The sequence below is a fragment of the Flavobacterium sp. genome, from assembly GCF_030146175.1.
Lineage (GTDB): Bacteria > Bacteroidota > Bacteroidia > Flavobacteriales > Flavobacteriaceae > Flavobacterium.
In genome coordinates, this window is sequence record NZ_JASLCE010000126.1 from 1 (window position 1) to 16,119 (window position 16,119).

The following is a 16,119-nucleotide window of genomic DNA, read 5'->3' on the forward strand; positions in this document are numbered from 1 at the left end:
TTGCATTCCAAAGGGATTGTCGGTGATTCGGGTGAGTAAAAACAATAGGATGTTCCACAGCATTGGATGGCCTTCGTGGCGCATATTGTAAAACAGTTCCGAAAAAGAACCGCTGTCCAACGCCAATAACCAGTGATGCGCTTCGTCCAGCCAAAGTTCATGATGCATAATACCCAGCAGGCTTATCGTAAAATAAAGCAAGGTGATAAAAATGACATATTTCTGTTCGGCCGGATGGTTCATCTTTATAACTGTTTACTAATCCGCATCAGGCCACTGGCCAAAATGGATTTGGTTTTTAATTTCAGTATTTTGATCGGATTCCGGTTTTCGGTTTTAATCAGCTCCCGGTAAAATTCCACTTCGTTTACAACTTTACTCACGGCATAATCGTAAAACTTACGCGAATAGGTTCTTTTAAAATCAATCTGACGGTCGGTTGAGGTTTCCCAATCGGGTTGTACGGTGATTTGGCTTTCCACTTCGTTATACAAAGAAGTCCCTTTAATCGGATAGGCTACGGTAATGGTATATTCCGTAGGGTTGGCTTCTTTAAGGTATTGGATCGTTTGATGAATATCGTCTTCGGTTTCACCGGGATAGCCTACCATAATAAACGTTCCGGTTTCGATACCAAGAGCATTGGTTTTCTGAATGGCCTGTTTGACCACCGATACATCGACACGGCGATCCATCAGGTCAATGATTTTCTGGGAACCGCTTTCGGCACCAATCCAGATCCGATAACATCCGGCTTCTTTTAATAATTGCAGAATGGCATCGTTAAGGCGTTCGGCCCGGGTGATACATTCGAACGGAACTTTGGCGTCCTGGGTGAGTACTTCTTTATGGAATTCCGTTAGCCATTTGTGACTCACGGTAAATACGTCGTCTACAAACCAGAGGGTGTCGGGATTGTATTGGTCTTTTAAAAGACGCATTTCGGCAGCCACCTGTTGTGCTGGTCGTCTACGGTAACTCTGGCCATAGACAGCCGTGCTGCACCATTTACAGGTATACGGACAGCCGCGTTGTGTGGAAATCGTCATCGAGCTTTTCCCGTGATTCGTTTTCCAGGTTTGTAAATATTTTTCAATAGGAACCGCTTTTCGGTTGGGTAATGGCAACTCGTCCAATTCCTTGAACTTGGTTCGGGCTTTTGTTTTGATCAATTGACCGTTGTCAAAAAAGGCGATACCGTCAACAGCTGTATAATCCGACTGTTCCATAATAGCCTGATACAATTGGTAAGTGGTTTCTTCGCCTTCGCCTATGATCAGAAAATCGGCACCGGCATTGAGGTAATTTTCGCAATTATAGGTCACATCCGGTCCGCCTAAAATAATTGTAGGAAAACCGTAACGGTAGTCCGTTTTCAGGATCCGAATCAATCGAATCACCTCAACTTTGGTCATCAGGTTGGTGTAAATCGCAATAACATCCGGTTGTATTTCGGCGATATAATCCAATTGTTCGGGTTGGGAATAAAACGTACTGTCATAAACAGCATTCGAAATATTCCGTTCCAGCAAATAACCCGAAATATAAAGCAATCCCAATGGCGGATATGGCTTCATGATTTTTTGCTCCTTCGGATCGTCCGATATATAATACCCGTGTGTTAGCAGTATACTCATCTTTTTTGCAACGCAATAAAATAGTGATCGGAATAGCGCGACAGGAATCGAATGTTTCGAATAGTGTTTTCCAGGGAACCCAAAACAGCGGTTAAGCGTTTTTTGTCTTTTACAAAGGGTTCCAGGTAGGAGGGTGGAATAAAAAAACCAACGGGTTTTATATGAGTGACGGCAAAATGGCGTTGTGCCATTCGTTTGATTGCTGCCGGATTGTAATAATAGGTCACCACGGCTTCTCCGTCGATGTTGACGATCGCTTTTTCACGTTTGCGACGGAAGGCTTCTTTCCATTGGCCTTTTAACAGAAAATAACATTGTTCCCATACCGTGTTTTTAGGCATGATCACTAAAAACAACCTGCCGTTTGGGTTGAGTAACCGATTGGCATTTTCGAAAAAGGCTTCCAATTCCGATTCGGAAAGGCAATTCAGTCCGCCAAAATCGGAAAAGATCGCATCGAAGGTCTGATTTGGAAAAGCCGCGGGAAGCGTATTGATATCAGCCTGCCGGAAAGTAATCATCCCGGTAGTGTCTTTTTGCCTAGCTGTGATGATCATTTGTTCCGAAATATCGGTGGCCGTTATCTGATAGCCTTGTTGGGATAACCAAATGGCGTCTTCGCCCGTTCCGCAGTTGATTTCCAATATAGAGCGGATCGTACTAGGGTGTAGCGCTTCCGTCATATGACGATAGACCAAATCGCGTTGCAACCTGCCGATTACCGTATGGGTAAACGTTTGGTCGTACGTGGCAGCGGCTATGTCGAACGAAGCATTCATAGTTTTTCTAAAGCTTTTATCTGATAACGGTCGATTCCGACGCTCGGAATATAATAACCCAGTTTGACAATGGATTTTAATTTGTCAGGGCGTACCGGATCGCGGAACAGGTTTTTTAGAAAATAAAGCCCCTGACTGATACGGTATTCCTTGTGAACCAATCGTTGTAATTTACGATAATACTCGGATGAATAGGTACCGTGAAACATCATGTCCAAATCGTCCGAATCGGTCCAGTTGGATTTTTGTTTCAGGTCTTCTTTGACCTTGTCGTAAAATTTGGTGCCCGGTAACGGATACGAAACGGAAATCCCGATATTGTCGGGTAACAGTTCTTTGACCATGGCGATGGTTTTCTGGATGTCGTCCTGATTTTCGGTCAGATAACCGAATTGCAGGAAAAAAGCAACTCTAACGCTGTTCTTTTTTAGCAAACGGGTGGCTTCATAAATCTGAGCTACCGTAGTGCCTTTGTCCATCGCATCAAGGATTTTCTGGGAAGCGCTTTCGGCACCGATCCAGACTTCTTCCAATCCGGTACGCGCCAGTACGGTGATGGTATCTTCTTTTAAAAGTAAGTCGGCGCGACTTTGGATATAATAACGGATTGATAACTGATGTTCGTCCAATAGTTTTCCGAATTCCTGAACCCAGTTGGGTTTTAGTCCGAAAATATCGTCGCACATCCAAAATCGGGTTACACCAAATGCGGACTTCAGATGGGCAATTTGACGTACGATATAATCCGGCGAATGGGCATTGTAGCGATTCCCGTAGATCGGTTTAGCACACCAGTTGCATTTGTACGGACAACCGCGTGTGGTGGCGATATTCAGGGTAAACGGCTGACCGCTTTTTTGCCATTGGGCTTTATACGAATCGATGTCGATTAAATCCCAGGCGGGTAACGGCAATTCATCCAGATTTTGGAGAATCGGACGTTTGGGGTTGATCCGGATTTGATGTGTGTCTGGATCGGTATAGATAATCCCATTGATAGTAGCAACGGGCATTTTGTGTTCTAAAGTATTGATCAGTTCCAAAAGACTGGCTTCGCCTTCGCCTTGTAAAATATAGTCGGCACCTTTATCCAGGTATTTTGGATAATGATCGGTTGAATCGGAACTGCATACAATAACGGTACATTGGTGTTGTTTTCCGATGGTGATCATTTCAAAACAAGCTTCCCGCATAGTGGTCAGACACATTTTGGTCAGGTAATTAAAACCGTCGTCATAAATCACCAGATAACGCGGCTTGTCGTTTTCCAGTTTTCCGGTAATGGCACGCGGATTATCCAACAGATTGGTATCGAACAAATCGACCTGATAGCCGTTTTCGCGCAACAACGACGCAGCATAGAGCGTTCCTAAAGGTGGAAAAGGCGTATGGTTTTTCCACTGCTTCGGATCGAGCCGGTAGTAGTACGAGTGTGAAAATAAGATATCAGACATGTTCTTTGGTTAGCTGGATATGATGGGTGGCGTTGAGGTCGTCGTATTTCTGGTTTAAAGCATCAATGATTTTTTTTTGAAAATTGGACGGATGGTGTTTGGATACTCTTTTTGATGACTTGAAAGCAATTGAAAATTCGGAAGCCAGTTTTCTTTCGAATTTTAATTTCCAAAACCAAAAAGTAGTTTTAAAGGTCAACTGTTCTATTCTGCGGCCAATCGAACCGGATAAAAAGCGTTCAAAAGCAGCCGTTATTTTTTTCTTTTTTATCGGACGGATACTGTCGCTATCCGTTTGGGTTTTATTTGGAAAAAAGGAGCGAACCCATTGGTTGCTTTCATAAAAAGCAATCAGTTTCTCTTTTCCGTATAATGGAATTAAAGTTACAATTTCTGTAGCCGTAAAACGATTTTTTTCTTCAATTTCCAGATTGTCTGCCGTGATAAAATAATTCACACAGAAATATTTTTTGGAATTAAAAAGAAACAACTTTTTGTACAATACCAGACAGGTGCGGCAAATCCACAGATACCCGGGTTTACTGATGATAAAGAAATCGATGTCGGAATTGTCGTCGAAATAACCTTTGGATAAGGAACCGGATATGGCTACCGCTTCGACAAACGGAAACCAGGACGAAATAAATTGTGCTTTTTTTTGTGCCTTTTCCATTGCCTTCACGGCATTTCGGTTACCAGTTTCCCTGCGATGAATGTGTTCGGTTGTCAGGTTGGTATGGTAATAGCGGTCTGTTTTGGTGATAATGCCTTGTTGTAAGGCCTGCTCGATTTCGCGATCAAAATCCATTCGGTTCTCGTGATCGGAGAAGGAATAGACTTCCTCCAGTTGTAGAGGATGGTTGAAAATGGAAAAATACAGAATCGGCTTTAATATCTTCAAAACAAAAGATTTTGCTATTAATAAAAGGTCGGATTGGACGATTTAAAATTAGCAAAATCTTTGGATTGATATTAAAATTTTAAAAATATGATATAAAAAGATATAACAAATTGTTTTTTAAATGATTAATGTGCCTGAAGCCAGTCTTTTCCATGGCCTAGCTCGACTTCTAATGGGACGTCCAGTTTAAAGGCTTCTTCCATTTCGTGTTTGATCATTGGCTGAATGCGTTCCAGTTCGCTGTTGTGAACGTCAAATACAAGCTCATCGTGTACCTGTAGCAACATCTTACTTTTCCAGTTTTCGGAAATTAATCGTTTATGAATATTGATCATAGCAATTTTGATGATGTCGGCAGCACTTCCCTGAATCGGGGCGTTAACGGCATTTCGTTCGGCAGCGCCACGAACTACGGCATTGGCGGAGTTGATGTCTTTTAAGTAACGACGACGACCTAAAACGGTTTGTACATAGCCATGTTCGCGAGCCGATTCCATTTGTTCCTGAATATAGGCTTTTAGTCTTGGATACGTCTGGTAGTAGGCGTCGATCAATTCTTTACTTTCCGAACGGGTTAACGACGTTTGGTTACTCAATCCAAATGCCGAAACACCATAGATGATTCCAAAGTTTACGGTTTTGGCATGGCTACGTTGTTCGCGGGTTACGGCTTCCAACGGTACGTTAAATACTTTGGCTGCGGTAGAGGCGTGAATGTCTTCACCATTCTGGAACGATTTGATCATGTTCGGTTCTCCGCTTAATGCAGCGATAATACGAAGCTCAATCTGCGAGTAATCGGCAGAAACCAGGGTGTAGTTTTCATCACGCGCAATAAACGCTTTTCGGATCTGGCGACCTCGTTCGGTTCGAATCGGAATGTTTTGCAGGTTCGGGTTGTTCGAACTAAGTCGGCCGGTTGCAGCCACGGTTTGCATATAATCAGTATGGACGCGTTGGGTGTCTTTGTCGACCTGAGTCGGCAACGCATCGATATAGGTATTTTTTAATTTAACCAACTGACGCCAGTCGAGAATACTCTGAACAATCTCGTGTTCGTTGGCCAGGTAACTCAAAACTTCTTCGCCGGTTGCATATTGACCGGTTTTGGTTTTTTTCTGTTTCGCTCCACCGATTTTCAGTTTTTCGAACAGGATATCACCCAATTGTTTTGGCGATGCCAGATTAAAATGTTCTCCGGCAATTTCATAGATTTTTTGCTCCAGCGTTTTGATTTCAACTTCCATATCTTTAGATAAAGATTTTAGGAAATCCACATCCAGTCGGATACCTTCGCGCTCCATAGCGGCCAATACGGCTACCAACGGAATTTCGATATCTTCGAATAGTTTTTTCGTTCCGGTTTTGTCGAGTTTTTCCGAGAAAAGCGCTTTTAATTGTAGCGTAACATCGGCATCTTCCACCGCATATTCCTTGATGTCTTCCAAAGCGACATCGCGCATCGATTTCTGGTTTTTTCCTTTTTTACCAATCAGTGTTTCGATGGATTTTGGCGCGTATTTTAAATAGGTTTCAGACAAGACATCCATGTTATGACGCATATCTGGATTGATCAGATAATGCGCAATCATGGTATCGAATAAACGACCTTTAACCGTAACGCCGTAATTGGCCAGTACTTTCAGATCGTATTTTAGGTTTTGTCCTATTTTGAGTATGGTTTCGTTTTCGAAGAACGGTAGTAGTTTTTCCAATACGGTTTTGGCTTCTTCCTGATTGTCCGGGAACGGAACATAAAAGCCTTTTCCTTTTTCATAAGAGAAGGCGATTCCAACCAGTTCGGCATGTAAGGCGTCAAGTCCGGTCGTTTCGGTGTCAAAACAAACCTCCGGTTGTTGTAATAAGTTTTGAACTAACAAACGGATTCCCAAATCGCCTTGTACAATCTGGTAATTGTGACTGGTGGTTTCCAGTGTGTCGTAAAAGCTGTTGTGCGTACTGGTGGTTGCTACCTGACCGTCGTCAAATAAAGAAGTCTGGTCTTCGTTTTTCGCTGTTTTCCGTGTTTTAGATACCGTTGAAGCGGAAGGCTCCAGATTGTTGGTATTAATCTCGTCAAACTCGGAACCGTCTGCAAAAAGTTTATCGAACTGTTCTTTCATTCTACGAAATTCCAGTTCCTGGAAAATGGCTTCGGTTTTTTCCACATCCGGACGGGATAATTCGAAATCTTTTTCGTCGAATTGCACCGGACAATCCAGTAATATTGTGGCCAGGGTTTTGGATAATCTTCCTTTGTCGGCATTGGCTTCGATGTTTTCTTTCATTTTACCTTTTAGCTCATGGGTATTGGCCAAAAGGTTTTCCATCGATCCGTATTCTTTTAATAATTTTTTTGCGGTTTTTTCGCCCACACCCGGAAGTCCCGGAATGTTATCTACGGCATCACCCATCATTCCTAAAAAGTCGATCACCTGTTCGGGACGTTCAATTTCGAATTTTTCCAATACCTGCGGAACACCCCAGATTTCAATATCATTACCCATACGTGCCGGTCGGTACATAAAAATATTTTCGGATACCAACTGAGCAAAATCTTTATCGGGTGTAACCATATAGACCGTATAGCCTTCTTTTTCGGCTTGTTTGGCTAAGGTTCCGATAAGGTCGTCGGCTTCATAACCGGGTAATTCCATAATCGGAATATGCATGGCTTTCAGAATTTCCTGAATATACGGAACGGCTATTTTGATCGCCTCCGGTGTTTCGTCGCGGTTGGCTTTGTATTCGGGGAACATTTGGCTTCTGAGTTCGCTTCCTCCTTTATCGAAGGCAACGGCCAGATAACCGGGCTTTTCTCTTTTAATCACATCCATCAGGGAATTCATAAATCCCATAACGGCCGACGTATCCAGTCCTTTGGAGTTGATACGTGGGTTTTTGATAAAGGCATAATACCCACGGAAAATCAATGCGTAGGCATCCAGTAGAAAAAGGCGTTTTTGTTGTGACATGATATAGGCTATTTGCTTGTAAAAATACGGAATCCGATATTGATACGATCGAAATTCCAATGGAAATTTATGCGACCGCTTGTCGGATGATTCCGATTATTCTGTAATTTTAATTGGTTTTAACCTTGTTAGCTATGAATATTATTATCGTAGAAGATCATGACGAACTGGCTCGGGAAATGGTAACGTACCTCAGCAGTGTGGGACATTTTTGTAAAATAAAGCAAAGTTGTCGGGAAACATTGGAGGAGATCGACCGCAATTCTTACGACCTGATGTTGCTCGATCTGGGGTTACCGGATGGCGACGGATTGGATTTGCTAAAAACCGTTCGGAAAGAACACAATAAAATGGGGGTAATTGTGATTACGGCCCGCGGCGAACTGGACGACCGGATTAGCGGGTTTCAGCTTGGTGCCGACGATTATCTGACCAAGCCTTTTGCGCTGACCGAACTCGGTGCGCGTATTTTTGCCGTAATCCGACGAATGCATGGGTTTACTTTAAATGAGCTGAGCATTCACGGATTTAGTATCCAATTACAGGATTATAAAGTAAAACACGGTGAAAATGTCATAGGACTGACCAAAAAAGAGTTTGATGTTTTCCAATATCTCGTACTGAATAAAAACCGGGTGGTGACCCGATTGCAGTTAACCGAACACCTTTGGGGCGATATTCTGGAATTGAACGCCGATTCGAATTTTATCGATGTACACGTCCGGAATCTGCGGAAAAAACTGGAACATTATGAAAAACTGGATTGGTTTGAAACCGTTCGGAATGTCGGATATCGTATCAATGAATAACAGATGAAATTTAAACACCAGGTAGCCGTTTTTAGTATTCTAACCCGAATCGTACTGATCGTGGTTTTGTGGTTTGTATTACCGGTATTGGTCGAAAAAGTAGTCTTCCGGCATATCACAACCAGTTTGCTGGAAAAAAAGGAAAAATTTATCCGGAATCTCGATAATGAAGAAATCACTAATTTTCTTTCGGATAACAGTATGGACGATACCTATGCCAGTTTTTCAAAGCTGCACAGTGAATTTTTACAATTGTCGCGATTGCCCGATCATCAGGTTGTCAAGCATCGTACGGTTTTTGTAACCGAACCCCGGATCATCGAAAAAGAAGAAAATGAATACCGGATTTTACAGTATTTCTTTAAATACGGAGGGAAATCCTATCTGTTGGAAATCGGAAATAACCTGGCGCAGGTAAAAGACCTGTATTTTGTGATCCGTTTTTTTACGGTTGCTGTTTTGATCGGATTGGTTTTGCTTACATTTTTACTGGAAGCTTTTTATATCGATTACCTGCTTCGTCCGTTTTATAAAATTATTGATCTGAAAATCCGGCATATCGATAATCCGGAAACCTATAATAAAACTGTGATTCAGACGCATTCGGATGATTTTAAAGAATTGGATCTGGCGCTAAATCAGATGATGGAGCGCATGCAGGATGTGATCCGGAAAGAAAAACAGTTTATAGCGAATGTATCGCACGAATTGCTAACACCCATTGCGATTCTGAAAAACCGATTTGAAAACCTGTTGCAAAACGATTCGATCAATAATGAAGGTCAGGAGAGAATAGTGAGTTCGCTACGAACATTGGACAACCTGAAAAAGATTATCAATAACCTGTTGTTGATTTCAAAAATCGAACACCATAAATTCCTGTCGGACGAAACCATCGTGTTACGGGAATTACTGGACGAACTGCTGGAAGAGCTTGATGATCGGATTAAGGATCGCGAGATCACTGTGATTTCGGAATTACAGCACGACTATTGTTTTATGGGAAACCGAACCCTGATGCATATATTGTTGTTTAATCTGTTGGGAAATGCGATTAAATATAACCGGAAAGCAGGACGAATTGTGTTGGCCGATGGTTTTAAAAACGGTATTTATTGGCTGTCGATCAGTGACACCGGACAAGGAATTCCGACGGATCAGATGGAAACCCTATTCGATCGTTTTACGCGAATCAATTTACAAGTGGAAGGACAGGGGCTTGGTTTGGCCATAGCCAACAGCATTGCCCGTTTCCACAATTGCAGTATCGAGGTGCGCTCGGTTTTGGCAGAGGGAAGTACGTTTACGCTCCGTTTTCAATCACCGGAAAAAGCCAATTAAATGTTAAAATTCCAAACGAGGTGTAATCTTCATTTTGTCTTCATTTTCAGCTGGTAACTTTGACTCATAAATTAATCATTAAACTTTGAAATCATGAAAAAATTAATGTTAGTTGCTGTGATGGTAGTGTCAACAGCAATGGCTTTCGCTCAAACAGCACCAGCAAAAACTGTTACCACTAAAAAACATCAGCATCGTGCTAAAACCGAAGTAAAAGCAGAACCTAAAAAAGGGGATGCCAAAATGGATAACCAAAAAAAATAGTCAGAAAATAGCAAGAGGCCGGTGATCAACCGGCCTCTTTTATTTTAGGTGTTTGCTTGCACCTTATTATTGCTTCACAATTTTTTGCGAATAGGTTTCGCCATTTTCGGTTTGTATCTGGATGATATAAATACCGCTGGCCATATCAGACATATTGATCACATTCGATTGGGTAGTCAAAACCTGTTGTCCTATCGCGTTGAATAGTTTTACCGTAATGTCCGTTTGAGTGGTGGCAATTGTTACCTGCGAACGCGTCGGATTCGGGTAAATGTTGAATTTTGATTTCAGATTGTCGTTTAAACCAAGTGCTGCAGTGGCTTTCAAACAACGCACTGCCGAGCCTTGTCCTCTTGGACCTCCTGCTGCCGGATTGACGATTGCATTACTGAAGTATAAATTTTTTGCTCCGGTTGAACTTGTCGTACGGCTCCAGTAATAACCACGTACTCCTGTAAAGTTAAAGCTTCCTGCAGTGTCTCTGTTTCCGCCTACGGTTAGTTTTAAATTACTGTCATAGGCTTTTGATGGGGAAGAGATCAATTCTTTTTCAACGATTAATTCCCAGTCGGTTTGTGACGGCATTCTCCATCCTTCTCCTAAAGCACGACAGGGATCACATCCGTCGGTCGCTGTTGCATTGGCCGGTGTTGTAGCACTCCAGGTGTCGGTAAGCTGATTGGTATTCCACCAGGCTGGCGATGACGTAAAATAGTTTGCATTTCCTGCTCCGATACCGGTTGGGTTGTTATTCGCCGGTGATATGGCTGTAGTCGCAGTACGCAATTGATGTCCATCGTCCCAACGCCCCCATTGGAATAGATCACCAAAAGCATTCGCATCGGTTGATGATGTCGCTACAGCCGGGCTTCCTAAGTTTTGTTGTAACCAGATGTTTCTGTCGGCACCACGTACCGTAGTATAGGTTACCGTTTGTCCCTGATAGGTAAAGGTAACACAGCCAACATCGCCTATGGCTTGTCCCGGTTCCTGATTGCAAACGGTACTATTTTCGATGGTAAGGGTGTAATCTTCCGTTTGTCCGGCTCTTAAAGTCGTGTCACATGGATCGGTAATGGTATTGGGTGCATTCGGATTGCTCAACGCGGCTACATTCGTATTTTTAATGATTCGCATTTTGACAGTTCCGTTAGTAGCCGTAGCCGGGATTGTTATGTTGGCGGTAACCGTATTGGCATTGGCCGGATTTGCCGGTGCTAACTGACCGATATAGAATCCTTCGCCGGCATCGTTAAAGTTTCCGTTTCCGTTAAAGTCGATATAAACCATGAGATCACTTGGGAAAGAACTGGAAGGTCCTTTAACCGCTATCGGATAGGTTTGTCCTTTGGTTACGGTAGCACTAATGCTTGAAAAATCTTCATACGTCGGTGTTGTTCCCGACTGGAATGGAGATGGGTTGTTAATACTACCAAAAGATACATTGGTGATCATATTGCTATCGGCATTGTACTGATAGCTCGGTGTACAATTCTGGACACTGTTGTTGGTATAAAGAATGGCCGAAGCAACATCATTTTCTTTATAACCCATCAAAAAGATATCGGTGTCACCGTCGTTGTCATAATCGAAAACCAAAGCACGCGACATGGTTACGGCTGTTAAAAGGTTGGAGTTTTCAACGTCCAGTGCAAATTCTCCGGAACCGTTGTTACGGTAGAATAATACTTTATTATCGCCATCGGCATTGGATCCCAGCGTAAGGATATCTAGATCGCCGTCGTTATCGTAATCTACAAAACGAGAGCTACCATAATAGGTTCCGATAAAGGAAGCGCCTATTGGAGTGAAATGTGCTGCACCATTGTTGATATAGGCCGTTAGTGTCGGTTCGAACGAATCGCTCATTCCGGATAATAACACATCCGGATGACCGTCGCCATTGATGTCGGCAGTATCAATCGAGGAGAAATAAACATTGTCTAATCCGCTGCTATGTCCGATAAACGTACCATCTCCCTGATTCAGGTAGAATTTGGTTTCCGGAACATAAGCATTGGTATAACCGGTGATGATTATATCCGGAAAACCATCCGAATTGGCATCAAATACTTTTGCAGCACCGAAATAGGTACCCGAGAGTACTGTTGGTGATACGGTAAACGTACCGCTAGTACCGTTTTGCAGGTAAATGGTCGATACTTTGTCGCCACTGTCCAACATTCCATTAACCAGAATGTCCATATCGCCGTCTTTGTCAAAATCGACAATCTCAATGGCGCCATAAATCGTCGGTTGGATATTGTCTACGGTGACTTTTGTAAAGGTGTTGTCGCCGTTTCCGTAGTAAATCTCGAAAACCTGCTCGTCGGTATCGGTTCGGGTTCCGGTTATAGCAAAATCAAGATGCCCGTCATTGTTGATATCGCCGGTTCCTATCGCCGAATACATGATCTGAGTAAATGCTGTTGCCGTGTTGGGAACATAGGTCCCGTTTTGGTTTACATACAAAGCGGTATGCCCGTTGTAACCCGGAAGCGCACCGGATACAATAATCTCTTTTATTCCATCGCCATTAAAGTCGGCTGCCACGCAATCCCCATAGAAAGCTCCGGTAAAAGCCGAGCTGTTTGGGGTGAGTAATTGCGCGTTACAGTCCACCTGTGCCATGGAAAATAGCGTAATTAGTAAGTATATTTTCTTCATGATAATTTTGAATAAGTTGGCACAAAGGTATTTATTTAGATTAAATAAAAATAACAGACTGGTTTTTTTGATAGTATTTAGGATTTTTGGCAGGTGGAGTTTCGAAATGCTAAAAAAATTAACGATTGATTTGTGTAGTGAAAAAAAATAACGGTAATAAATTTAGTTTGTCTAAAGTGTCTTGTTTAAAATATAACAGCAGATGGCCTATTTGTAATATTCCTGAATGTCGGAATGCTTTCAAAAGATAGGGTATAAGTGGGTGTTGTTGCTTTATGTGATGGGTTTTTGTGAAAGTAATCCTAATAAATATCTTTCAGGCGTTAATTTTTTAATTTTTGTTGTGTTAAATTTAGTTTTCGGATATTGTTTTTTTTGTTAGGATGTAGTATTTTTAGTTGCAATAAACAACTACCCCAAATCTATCCTCTATGAAAAGAATAGCCCTTACATTCTTTAGAAATCTCCTATTCTCTGTATCGATCCTGTTTGCCGCTCCAATTATGGCTCAGGTTGGAATAGGAACTACTGTGCCAGATGCAAGTTCGCTTTTGGATATGACCTCAACCTCAAAAGGATTGCTAACACCGCGTATGACGACTGCGCAAAGGACAGCAATTACAAGTCCTGCGAATGGATTACTGGTATATGATACGGATATTAAATCCTATTATTTTTATGATTTGCCAACAACTACCTGGATTAAGATGTTGGGCGATGGTGACAGACGACTGAACTTTAAAAGAATCAAATCGACCGATGTACTCGCGACTGTTTTAGCAGCCGAATCGACAGCCGGAGGCGGATCAACGTATAAGTTAACCGCTGGAACGTTTTATGAAATCAATGGAACGATTAATGTGGACAAACCTATCGAATTAAACGGCGCCTATGTTTCCGGATTGGATACAAATAACGACAGATTAGTGCGTACCGGAACGCTTTTTACCGGTGCTACAGGAGGAAGTCTTCGGAATCTTACACTAACCGCTTCGGTAAAAGTGTTTGATTTGAATGGAACATCAAGTCCAAATCTGATTTTCCGCGATTGTATCGTAGCGGGTTCCGGTGCGGTTGGTGATATTAAAAACTTCGGATTGGTATTTTTAACGATTGTTCAGTTTGCTGCCAATACGACCGGGATTACCTATGAAAATGTAAACCAATTGCTGATTAGTAATGTGGGTTGGCAGGATACCAACTCCGGAACGTTCGAAACCTTTAAAGGTACGTTCAATATGCTACAACGCGCCGGTGGTTTTAGCGTGGTTAACTCCGGGAAAACCGGGATTGATGTGTCGGCTAATCCAACCATAACAGGTGATGCGCTTTTAAAAGACGTAGTATTTTATACTACCGGAACGGCGGGAACTTATGTGAAACGTTATACTACGGGAAGTTATACCGGATTTAATTTTGATAACCGTTGGGTGGTGAATAGTTCGGGTATCCCTGTGGAAGGGGATGCGGTTTCGACCGGAAATATTTTTTACGACCGAACACTGGCGCAAGCGGCTACGGCTTTGCCTTCAACCACTGGTGTTAAAATCGATATTCCGAATACGGCGAATAATAATTTATACCGTTTTACTTCAACCAATAACAGGCTAACCTATCAGGGACGGAAATCCAGAATTTTTACGGTAAATGCCGCGGTTTCGTTCGGCGATATTACCGGAGTGACAAATACTACTTATGTGTTTTATATCATGCGAATTCCGGCAGCCGGAGGTACAGCAGCAGTAACGGCTTCGGAAACGTTTATCGATACCAACGCCGGTTATGTGCAATCGTTTCCGGTTCAGGGAACGGTAATGTTGGATAGCGGTGATTCGATAGAAATATGGGTGAAAAGACTCAATGCCGGTGGCCAGAGTTTTACGATAAAATCATTCAGTGCTTCCATCCGATAAAGTATAGTTAAATTATTGCTAATGAAAATCCGTCGGTAATGGCTTTCTTTGTTACTTTGCCTCTTAATTTATTGTAATGCGATTAGTTTTTATAGGCGTAATTTTACTATTAGTGGAATTGTATGCATTCCAGGCTTTCCGAACCATCACCAAAGAAAGATGGATACTGATAAGCTATCAGTTGGTGAGTCTGGCCATTTTTATATATCTGATTTATTCGTTTGCACAGTTTGACCGAAGTGTGGGGCAAACGAAGCAGACCTTGTTTACTATGGGATTGCTTTTAATCACGTTAATCCCGAAATTGCTTATAGCGATTATATTGCTCACGGAAGATATATACCGTTTGTTTGCAACCACCATTAATTATTTTACGCAGGCCGATAATATCAAGGAAGCCATTCCCGAAAGGCGCAAATTTGTAAGTCAGGTGGCGCTTATGGTAGCGTTGATCCCGTTTACATCGCTGTTGTACGGAATGACCAAAGGGAAATACAATTTTAAGGTAATCCGGCAAACGATTTTCTTTCCGGATCTGCCGGATAGTTTCGATGGAACTACGATTACACAAATATCCGATGTGCATAGCGGTAGCTTTGATAACCCGGAGAAAATTAGTTATGCAATTGATTTGATCAACGAACAAAAATCGGATATTATTCTGTTTACGGGTGATATCGTAAATACGCATGCCGATGAAATGCATCCGTGGATCGATACCTTCCGAAAGATCGAAACGCCGGCTTTGGGTAAGTTTTCGGTTTTAGGTAACCACGATTACGGAGAGTATATCGAGTGGCCGTCGCAAAAAGCAAAAGACGACAACTTTAAAGCGATCAAAGACCTACACCGTCAGATTGATTTTAAACTGCTGTTAAACGAACACGTAAAGATTCGTAAAGGAGAGGATGAAATCGCATTGGTAGGAGTGGAAAACTGGGGCGTGAAGTTCAAACAGGCGGGCGATTTGCATAAAGCTTCGGAAGGATTAACACCAAATGACTTTAAAATCCTGATGAGTCACGATCCGTCGCATTGGGATGCGGAAGTGAAAAAATACGACAAACATTTTCACCTTACCCTGAGTGGTCATACGCACGGATTGCAGTTTGGAATCGAAATTCCGGGGATAATCAAGTGGAGTCCAATTGAATATGTTTATAAACAATGGGCAGGATTGTATGAAGAAATGGGGAAATATATCTATGTGAACCGCGGTTTCGGATTTCATGCCTATCCCGGTCGTGTTGGGATCTGGCCGGAAATTACCGTTATTGAACTAAAAAAAGGTGAAAAAGTAGCGTAATTCGTTAAAAATGCTACATTTGTATAGCTAATTGATCGTAAAAGTTTAGTTAAAGATTTTAAACTTGTAAACT

The 16,119-nt window shown here is 42.2% G+C and carries 12 protein-coding genes; 5 read left to right on the top strand and 7 right to left on the bottom strand.

Going from position 1 to position 16,119, the window contains the following annotated elements:
• From Q1R07_RS14240 to polA, 6 genes are all read right to left on the bottom strand, one after another.
• Positions 1-243 (bottom strand): hypothetical protein (locus Q1R07_RS14240; protein ID WP_300491535.1); only part of this gene is annotated, 243 nt, incomplete at its 3' end.
• Positions 244-245: 2 nt separating this feature from the next.
• Positions 246-1,637: a radical SAM protein gene (locus tag Q1R07_RS14245; RefSeq protein WP_300491537.1), complete on the bottom strand. Its 1,392-nt coding sequence runs from the start codon at positions 1,635-1,637 to the stop codon at positions 246-248.
• The gene (locus Q1R07_RS14250; RefSeq protein WP_300491539.1) at positions 1,634-2,416 is read right to left on the bottom strand and encodes a class I SAM-dependent methyltransferase; all 783 of its coding nucleotides are present in this window, start codon (positions 2,414-2,416) and stop codon (positions 1,634-1,636) included. The genes Q1R07_RS14245 and Q1R07_RS14250 overlap by 4 nt, the downstream gene beginning before the upstream one ends.
• Positions 2,413-3,870, bottom strand: coding sequence for a radical SAM protein (locus Q1R07_RS14255; protein WP_300491541.1), 1,458 nt, complete (start codon positions 3,868-3,870; stop codon positions 2,413-2,415). The genes Q1R07_RS14250 and Q1R07_RS14255 overlap by 4 nt, the downstream gene beginning before the upstream one ends.
• Positions 3,863-4,771 (bottom strand): nucleotidyltransferase domain-containing protein, encoded by a 909-nt coding sequence (locus tag Q1R07_RS14260; protein WP_300491543.1) that lies wholly within the window; start codon positions 4,769-4,771, stop codon positions 3,863-3,865. Before Q1R07_RS14260 ends, Q1R07_RS14255 begins: the two co-directional genes overlap by 8 nt.
• Positions 4,772-4,896: 125 nt before the next feature.
• Positions 4,897-7,746 carry a DNA polymerase I gene (gene polA / locus Q1R07_RS14265; protein WP_300491544.1) on the bottom strand — a complete coding sequence of 950 codons (2,850 nt, stop codon included), beginning with the start codon at positions 7,744-7,746 and terminating at the stop codon, positions 4,897-4,899.
• Between the two features lie 134 nt (positions 7,747-7,880).
• Here polA and Q1R07_RS14270 point away from each other — a divergent pair, with 134 nt between their 5' ends.
• The 3 genes from Q1R07_RS14270 to Q1R07_RS14280 all read left to right on the top strand — a co-directional run bounded on the left by Q1R07_RS14270 (position 7,881) and on the right by Q1R07_RS14280 (position 10,160).
• Positions 7,881-8,555, top strand: a complete 675-nt coding sequence (locus Q1R07_RS14270; protein WP_300491546.1) for a response regulator transcription factor — start codon at positions 7,881-7,883, stop codon at positions 8,553-8,555.
• Between the two features lie 3 nt (positions 8,556-8,558).
• Entirely contained in the window at positions 8,559-9,896 is a 1,338-nt protein-coding gene (locus Q1R07_RS14275) for a HAMP domain-containing sensor histidine kinase (RefSeq protein ID WP_300491548.1), read from the top strand.
• Positions 9,897-9,989: 93 nt separating this feature from the next.
• Positions 9,990-10,160 carry a hypothetical protein gene (locus Q1R07_RS14280; RefSeq protein ID WP_168732826.1) on the top strand — a complete coding sequence of 57 codons (171 nt, stop codon included), beginning with the start codon at positions 9,990-9,992 and terminating at the stop codon, positions 10,158-10,160.
• A gap of 66 nt (positions 10,161-10,226) precedes the next feature.
• Here the strand turns inward: Q1R07_RS14280 and Q1R07_RS14285 are convergent, their stop codons facing one another.
• Positions 10,227-12,827, bottom strand: coding sequence for an FG-GAP-like repeat-containing protein (locus tag Q1R07_RS14285; RefSeq protein ID WP_300491551.1), 2,601 nt, complete (start codon positions 12,825-12,827; stop codon positions 10,227-10,229).
• 431 nt (positions 12,828-13,258) lie between these two features.
• Between Q1R07_RS14285 and Q1R07_RS14290 the strand changes: the two genes are divergently transcribed.
• Positions 13,259-14,740, top strand: a complete 1,482-nt coding sequence (locus tag Q1R07_RS14290; protein ID WP_300491553.1) for a hypothetical protein — start codon at positions 13,259-13,261, stop codon at positions 14,738-14,740.
• 70 nt (positions 14,741-14,810) lie between these two features.
• Positions 14,811-16,046 (top strand): metallophosphoesterase, encoded by a 1,236-nt coding sequence (locus tag Q1R07_RS14295; RefSeq protein ID WP_300491583.1) that lies wholly within the window; start codon positions 14,811-14,813, stop codon positions 16,044-16,046.
• Positions 16,047-16,119: the final 73 nt, after the last annotated feature.

What these genes read in the sequence shown, in the direction of transcription:
- Q1R07_RS14245 (WP_300491537.1), bottom strand. Translation starts at nt 1,637, where the DNA reads ATGAGTATACTGCTAACACACGGGTATTATATATCGGACGATCCGAAG.
- Q1R07_RS14250 (WP_300491539.1), bottom strand. Translation starts at nt 2,416, where the DNA reads ATGAATGCTTCGTTCGACATAGCCGCTGCCACGTACGACCAAACGTTT.
- Q1R07_RS14255 (WP_300491541.1), bottom strand. Translation starts at nt 3,870, where the DNA reads ATGTCTGATATCTTATTTTCACACTCGTACTACTACCGGCTCGATCCG.
- polA (WP_300491544.1), bottom strand. Translation starts at nt 7,746, where the DNA reads ATGTCACAACAAAAACGCCTTTTTCTACTGGATGCCTACGCATTGATT.
- Q1R07_RS14270 (WP_300491546.1), top strand. Translation starts at nt 7,881, where the DNA reads ATGAATATTATTATCGTAGAAGATCATGACGAACTGGCTCGGGAAATG.
- Q1R07_RS14275 (WP_300491548.1), top strand. Translation starts at nt 8,559, where the DNA reads ATGAAATTTAAACACCAGGTAGCCGTTTTTAGTATTCTAACCCGAATC.
- Q1R07_RS14280 (WP_168732826.1), top strand. Translation starts at nt 9,990, where the DNA reads ATGAAAAAATTAATGTTAGTTGCTGTGATGGTAGTGTCAACAGCAATG.
- Q1R07_RS14285 (WP_300491551.1), bottom strand. Translation starts at nt 12,827, where the DNA reads ATGAAGAAAATATACTTACTAATTACGCTATTTTCCATGGCACAGGTG.
- Q1R07_RS14290 (WP_300491553.1), top strand. Translation starts at nt 13,259, where the DNA reads ATGAAAAGAATAGCCCTTACATTCTTTAGAAATCTCCTATTCTCTGTA.